The sequence below is a fragment of the Aeromonas sp. s13 genome (assembly GCF_040907905.1).
GTDB classification, from domain to species: domain Bacteria; phylum Pseudomonadota; class Gammaproteobacteria; order Enterobacterales; family Aeromonadaceae; genus Aeromonas; species Aeromonas veronii.
Genome location: NZ_JBFOCS010000016.1, coordinates 1 through 6,564, shown reverse-complemented (window position 1 = coordinate 6,564; position 6,564 = coordinate 1). Strand labels below are relative to the sequence as shown.

4 protein-coding genes are annotated in these 6,564 nt (G+C 61.9%); 2 read left to right on the top strand and 2 right to left on the bottom strand.

Annotation, left to right across the window (positions count from 1 at the left end):
• Positions 1 to 262 precede the first annotated feature (262 nt).
• Entirely contained in the window at positions 263 to 3,808 is a 3,546-nt protein-coding gene (nifJ, locus tag AB5Y82_RS01875) for a pyruvate:ferredoxin (flavodoxin) oxidoreductase (protein ID WP_368173577.1), read from the top strand.
• A 111-nt stretch (positions 3,809 to 3,919) separates the two neighbouring features.
• On the opposite strand, the gene AB5Y82_RS01870 is transcribed toward nifJ, so the two are convergent.
• Complete coding sequence (locus tag AB5Y82_RS01870; RefSeq protein WP_368173576.1) at positions 3,920 to 5,296, bottom strand: MDR family MFS transporter; 1,377 nt, start codon at positions 5,294 to 5,296, stop codon at positions 3,920 to 3,922.
• 173 nt (positions 5,297 to 5,469) lie between these two features.
• Between AB5Y82_RS01870 and AB5Y82_RS01865 the strand changes: the two genes are divergently transcribed.
• Positions 5,470 to 6,072, top strand: a complete 603-nt coding sequence (locus tag AB5Y82_RS01865) for an HAD family hydrolase (RefSeq protein ID WP_368173575.1) — start codon at positions 5,470 to 5,472, stop codon at positions 6,070 to 6,072.
• An 84-nt stretch (positions 6,073 to 6,156) separates the two neighbouring features.
• Here AB5Y82_RS01865 and AB5Y82_RS01860 read toward each other — a convergent pair whose 3' ends face one another.
• Entirely contained in the window at positions 6,157 to 6,417 is a 261-nt protein-coding gene (locus tag AB5Y82_RS01860; protein ID WP_076491277.1) for a hypothetical protein, read from the bottom strand.
• Between the last annotated feature and the right edge of the window lie 147 nt (positions 6,418 to 6,564).

Here is a 6,564-nt window from a genome sequence, read left to right as displayed (position 1 = left end):
GTGCGCCATCTGGCTGCAAGTGGAGCGGGGTTAACCCCGTGCTGACGGGCCATGTCAATGGCCCGTCAATCGCCCCCCGCCGGTTATCAGCAGAAAATCATGCACCCACGCGGCGGGATTAAATTAACCACTGTTACTGACTTATTAATTGATTATTTATCCCGTTTGATACGATCTCATTGCCCCTCTTACTATGCCTGCGACCTATCCATTGCCGATGCAACTATCGGCCTTCAAACTGGCATAGCAAAGTGGAAAACAGATGATCACCACAGACGGGAATAACGCGGTCGCCTCGGTGGCGTACCGCACCAGCGAAGTCATCGCCATCTACCCCATCACCCCCAGCTCGGCCATGGCTGAACAGTCGTCGGCCTGGTCGAGCGAGCGGGGCAAGAACCTCTGGGGGGATGTGCCCCGGGTTGTCGAGATGCAGTCGGAAGGGGGCGCCATCGCCGCCGTCCACGGCGCCCTGCAGACCGGCGCGCTGGCGACCTCGTTTACCTCATCGCAGGGGTTGCTGCTGATGATCCCCAACCTCTACAAGCTGGCGGGTCAGCTTATCCCCTTCGTGCTGCATGTGGCGGCGCGTACCGTGGCTACCCACGCGCTATCGATCTTTGGCGATCACTCGGACGTGATGGCGGTGCGCCAGACCGGCTGTGCCATGCTCTGTGCCAGCAATGTGCAGGAGGCGCAGGACTTCGCCCTGATCTCCCAGATAGCGAGCCTCAACAGCCGCCTCCCCTTTATCCACTTCTTCGACGGCTTTCGTACCTCTCACGAGATCGCCAAGATAGCGCCGCTCGCTGACGACACCCTGCGAGCCCTGCTGCCCGCAGATTCCATCCGTGCCCATCGTGACCGGGCGCTCACCCCCGACAAACCGGTCATTCGCGGCACCGCCGCCAACCCGGACACCTACTTCCAGTGCCGGGAGGCGAGCAACCCCTGGTATGACACCGCCTATGGCCATGTGAGCGAGGCGATGCAGGCTTTTGGCGAACAGACCGGCCGCCACTACCGGCCATTTGAATACGTTGGCCACCCGCAGGCGGAGCGGATTGTGGTGCTGATGGGCTCGGCCATCGGCACCTGTGAAGAGGTGATCGAGCGCCTGCTGGCCCAAGGGGAGAAGGTGGGGTTGGTGAAGGTGCGCCTCTACCGCCCCTTCTCGGCCGGGCACCTGTTGGCCGCGATTCCCGAGAGTGCCCGCACCATCGCCGTGCTGGATCGCACCAAAGAGCCGGGCGCACAGGCCGAGCCCCTCTATCTCGACGTGATGACGGCGCTGGCCGAAGCGGTCAGCCGGGGCGAGCGGGCAAGCCTGCCGCGGGTCATCGGCGGTCGCTATGGCCTCTCCTCCAAAGAGTTCGGCCCCGCCTGCGCGCTGGCGGTGTTTGCCGAACTGGCGCAAGAGAACCCGCGTCCGCGCTTTACCGTCGGCATCTTCGATGACATCACAGGTCTCTCGCTACCGCTGCACGCGCTGAATTCGCAAAGCCCCATCCACAGCCACCAGCACAAGCTGGAAGCGCTCTTCTACGGCCTTGGCAGCGATGGCACCGTCTCTGCGGCCAAGAACAGCATCAAGATCCTCGGCAACCACACCGACCTCTATCCGCAGGGCTATTTCGTCTACGACTCCAAGAAGGCGGGCGGCCTCACCGTCTCTCACCTGCGGGTGGGCGAGCGGCCGCTCCAATCGGCCTATCTGGTGGAAGAGGCGGACTTTATCGGCTGCCATCAGTGGCAGTTTGTCGACAAGTACCGGATGGCGGAACGCTTGAAAGCGGGCGGCATATTCCTGCTCAACACCCCCTACAGCGAAGCGGATATCTGGCAGCGCCTCCCCAGCGAGGTACAGCATGCCCTGCGCGAGAAAGAGGCGCGCTTCTACATCATCAACGCCGCCAAAATTGCCCGCGACTGCCAGCTCGGCAACCGCATCAATACCGTGATGCAGATGGCCTTCTTCCAGCTCAGCGCCATCATTCCCCCCGCAGAGGCGACCAGCCTGCTGAAGCAGGCCATCGCCACCAGCTATGGCAGCAAGGGACAAGCGCTGGTCGAACGCAACTGGCAGGCACTGGAGGCAACCTGCGCCGCTCTGACCCGAGTGCAACTTGGCGAGCTGGATCCCGCCAGCCGCCCGCGCCCACCGGTGGTTTCGGCCAAGGCCCCCGATTTTGTCCAGACCGTCACCGCCGCCATGCTGGCGGGGCTGGGTGACAGCCTGCCGGTCTCCGCCTTCCCGCCGGATGGCACCTGGCCGGTCGGCACCACCCGCTGGGAGAAGCGCAACATCGCCAAGGAGATCCCCATCTGGGAGGCGGAGCTCTGTACCCAGTGCAACTACTGCGTCGCCGCCTGTCCCCACTCGGCCATTCGCGCCAAGGTGGTGGAAGCGGATGCGCTGGCCGCTACCCCTGCCACCCTGGATGCGCTGGATGTGAAATCCCGTGACATGCGCGGCCAGCAGTACGTGCTGCAGGTGGCGCCGGAGGATTGCACCGGCTGCAATCTCTGCGTCGAGGTGTGCCCGGCCAAGGATCGCAGCAACCCGGATCGCAAGGCGATCAATATGGCTTCACGCCTCGATCACCTCGATGAGCAGAAGGCCAACTACGACTTCTTCCTCGACCTGCCAGAGCGCAGCGCCGAGCAGCTGGAGCGCATCGACATCCGCACCTCCCAGCTCATCTCGCCGCTGTTTGAATACTCCGGCGCCTGCTCCGGCTGTGGCGAGACTCCCTACATCAAGCTGCTGACCCAGCTCTATGGCGATCGGCTGCTGATTGCCAACGCCACCGGCTGCTCGTCCATTTATGGCGGCAACCTGCCTACCACCCCCTACACCACCAACGCCGAAGGGCGCGGGCCGGCCTGGGCCAACTCGCTGTTTGAAGACAACGCCGAGTTCGGACTGGGCTTCCGCCTAACCGTTGATCAGCACAGGGAGCGGGTTCGCCGCCTGCAGGCGAGCCTGGGCGACACCATCCCGGCAACGCTGCGCGAGGCGCTCGGCGATGCCACCCTGCCGGTTTCCGAGCAGCGGGCCCATATCCAGCAGTTGCGAGCGCTGCTGCAGGAGAACCAGACCCCGGTAGCCCAAGAGCTGGCTCGCGATGCGGACTATCTGGTGGAAAAATCGGTCTGGCTCATCGGCGGCGATGGCTGGGCCTATGACATCGGCTTTGGCGGGCTCGACCATGTGCTGAGTCTGGGGGAGAACATCAATGTGCTGGTGCTCGATACCCAGTGCTACTCCAACACCGGTGGCCAGCAGTCGAAGGCGACGCCACTCGGTGCCATCACCAAGTTTGGCGAGCAGGGCAAACGCAAGGCACGCAAAGATCTCGGGGCCAGCGTGATGATGTATGGCCACGTCTATGTGGCGCAGATCTCCCTCGGCGCCCAGATGAACCAGACGGTGAAGGCGATTCAGGAGGCGGAAGCCTACCCGGGGCCGTCGCTCATCATCGCCTACAGCCCCTGCGAGGAGCATGGCTACGACATGGCCGAGAGCCATGAGCAGATGAAGCAGCTGACCGCCACCGGCTTCTGGCCTCTCTACCGCTTCGATCCGCGCCGCGCTGACGAGGGCAAACTGCCGCTGGCGCTCGACTCGCGAGCCCCCAATGCCTCGCTGGCCGACACCCTGCGCCACGAGCCCCGTTTCCAGCGGCTGGAACGCCAGCTGCCTGAGGTGGCCAGCCAGCTCTATCAAGAAGCGGAGCAGGAGGCCAACCGCCGCTTCGCCTGGCTGAGCCAGCTGGCGGGCAAGGAGAGTCCGGCGCAGGAGTAACCTGAGAATGGCTTGATGGCAACAGCCACGCTATTCGCCAAATAACAATCAGGGCTCCCCGCGGGGAGCCCTGATGCTATCTATGGTGAGCCAATGTCGGCGCAGGCCGGATCAGGCGCTGATGGATGCCAGCTCGTGGCGTTTAAGAGCGAGCAGTGTGATGAGTAGCGCCAGCGTGGCGATCCATGCCATGCCGATATAGGTCGCGCTGAAGCCTAGGGCCAGCAGATCGGGGGCGAGCCGGCTCAGATCGCCATCGCTGCCGGCTGGCAGGCGGAAGTGAAACAGCATGGAGCAGATGGCCACGCCGACGGCACCGCCCAGCTCCCGCCCGAAGTTGAACAGCGACATGCCGATACCGCGATCCTGCCGTGGCAGGGCATTTTGCACTACTACCGAGAGGGCGGGCAGCACCAGACCCAGACCGATACCGGCAAACCCGAGCGCCAGCCTGACCCAGGCATCGAAGTGGATCTGCCACAGCGCCACCGCCGCGAGGCCAAAGCCTACCGCGACAAAGCTCTTGTAGTGACCGGTACGGCCAATCAGCTTGCCACCGACAAAGGCCCCGGCAGTGATGCAAATCATGAAGATGACCATGATGGCGCCGCTCTCGCTGGCACTCATCCCCTTCTGCCACTGCATCTGCAACGGCAGATAGACCAGCACGGCAAACATTAGCAACTGGGAGAGCATCACCAGCAGGACGCTCACCAGATAGCCGGGCAGCCGCGCCAGATGGGCGGGCAGAATGGGATCGTGAGCCCGTCGCTCAATCAGAATGAGCAGCAGCAGTGCAACGCCCAGCGCAGCAGAGAGCCAGAGTGCGGGCAGCGCCGCCTCCGGCGAGAGCAGCAACAGGGTGAGCGTGGTGACGGTAATCAGCAGACCCGCCCCCTTCCAGTCGAAGCGACTGTGACGACGCACGTTGAGCTGTTTGAGGTTGCGGTTGATAAGAAAGACCGCCAGTGCCCCGAGCGGCAGGTTGATCCAGAAGATCCAGCGCCAGCTGAGCTGCTCGGTAAAGTAGCCGCCAAGCAAGGGGCCAGCGATGCTGGAGACCGCATAGACCGCCGAGATGTAGCCCTGATACTTGCCCACCTCCCGCGGCGGAATGGTGTCGGCAATCACGGTAAACGCGAGGGCAATCAGACCACCGCCCCCCAGCCCTTGCAGCACCCGTGCCGCCAGCAGGGTCGGCAAATCCTGAGAGAGCGCGCAGGCCACCGAGCCCGCCAGAAAAAGGCCGATACCGATATTGAGCATCCGCACCCGGCCAAAGAGATCGCTCAGCTTGCCATAAAGGGGCAGCACGGCGGTGGCGGCCAGCAGGTAGGCGGTGACCACCCAGGTGAGGGCGGCCCCAGCGTGCAGCTCGGCGCCAATCATGGGCAGAGGGGTGGTGACTATGCTCTTTTCCAGTGAACCGAGCGCGATCACCAGCGCCACACTGGAGAAAATGGTTTTGGGGGATATTTTCGAGGTCATAAGCGGACTCGCTGATCTGATATGCCAAAGTATCCGGCAATGAACGGATTATTGTCTCACAAATCAGCAAGAGATAGAAAAAACGGCGGCCACAATATGCCCAACCATGAGGCCGATCCCACAAAACGCCGACCGTTTCTGCTAGCCTGCTCTATTTGATTCGAGGAGCCCCCATGAGCGAGCGTGAGCAGTACGGGTTTGGTCACTACGATGCCCTGATTTTCGATATGGATGGCACTTTGGTAGATTCCATGCCCCTCCATCTGGATGCCTGGGAGCTCACCTGCGCCGAATTCGGCATCCCCTTCGAGCGGGAACAGCTCTATCAGTACGGCGGCATTCCCACCCGCAAGATCATCGCCATGCTGGCCGAGCAGCAGGGGCTGACGGTGGATGTCGAGGCTTTTACCCGTCGCAAGATTGCCCTCTATATGGAACATATCGACAAGGTCAGCGTCTTTCCCAAGATGTGGGAGCTGGTCAGGCACTATCACGGCAAGGTCAAGATGGGGATTGGCACCGGCTCACCGCGCAATCAGGCGGACTCCATCCTGAAAAGTACCGGGCTCGATGCCTATATCTCTGTGGTGGTCAGCGCCGATGATGTCACCAACCACAAACCGCACCCTGATACCTTCTTGCAGGTGGCCGAATTGCTCGGCGCCAATCCAGCCAACAGTCTGGTGTTTGAAGATACCCGGATCGGGCTTGAGGCTGGCAAGGCGGCAGGGATGGATACCGTGCTGGTTATCGAAGGTGACCTGCACCAGCGGTAACGTACTCAGGGCAAGCAGGCAAACCGATAAAATGGTGTCATGACAGTGGCACCATTTTTTATTCAGGTGAGCATAGCGGCAGCGTCAGTGCCCGGACAGAGTTGCGATCACCGCCGGAATAGTGGCAACCGTCAGACAAAGGGCGTTGGCGTTGGCCTCATCCTGTAGTGCCTGATGAGTGCGAAGCAGCTCAAGGGCTTCGGCCGGGGTATCTGCAAAGGTGGGGGCGGCGATGGCGGCAAATCCCTGTTCGACCAGTTGACGACGCTCATCGCTATAGCTGGGCGCATTGGCATCTAGATAGGTAAGCGCCTGACCCTGCTTGAAAAAGTGATAGTTAGGCATCGATTGGCCCCGCAAAAATAAAGCGCCATTCTACTCCTTTTTGCTCCGCCGCCCGCGTCAATCTGTGTCGTCTCAAGTGATCTAGTTCACATTTTTATCAACAAACATTTACCGATTGGGTGCCGTACAAATCCCCCCCCCCCACGC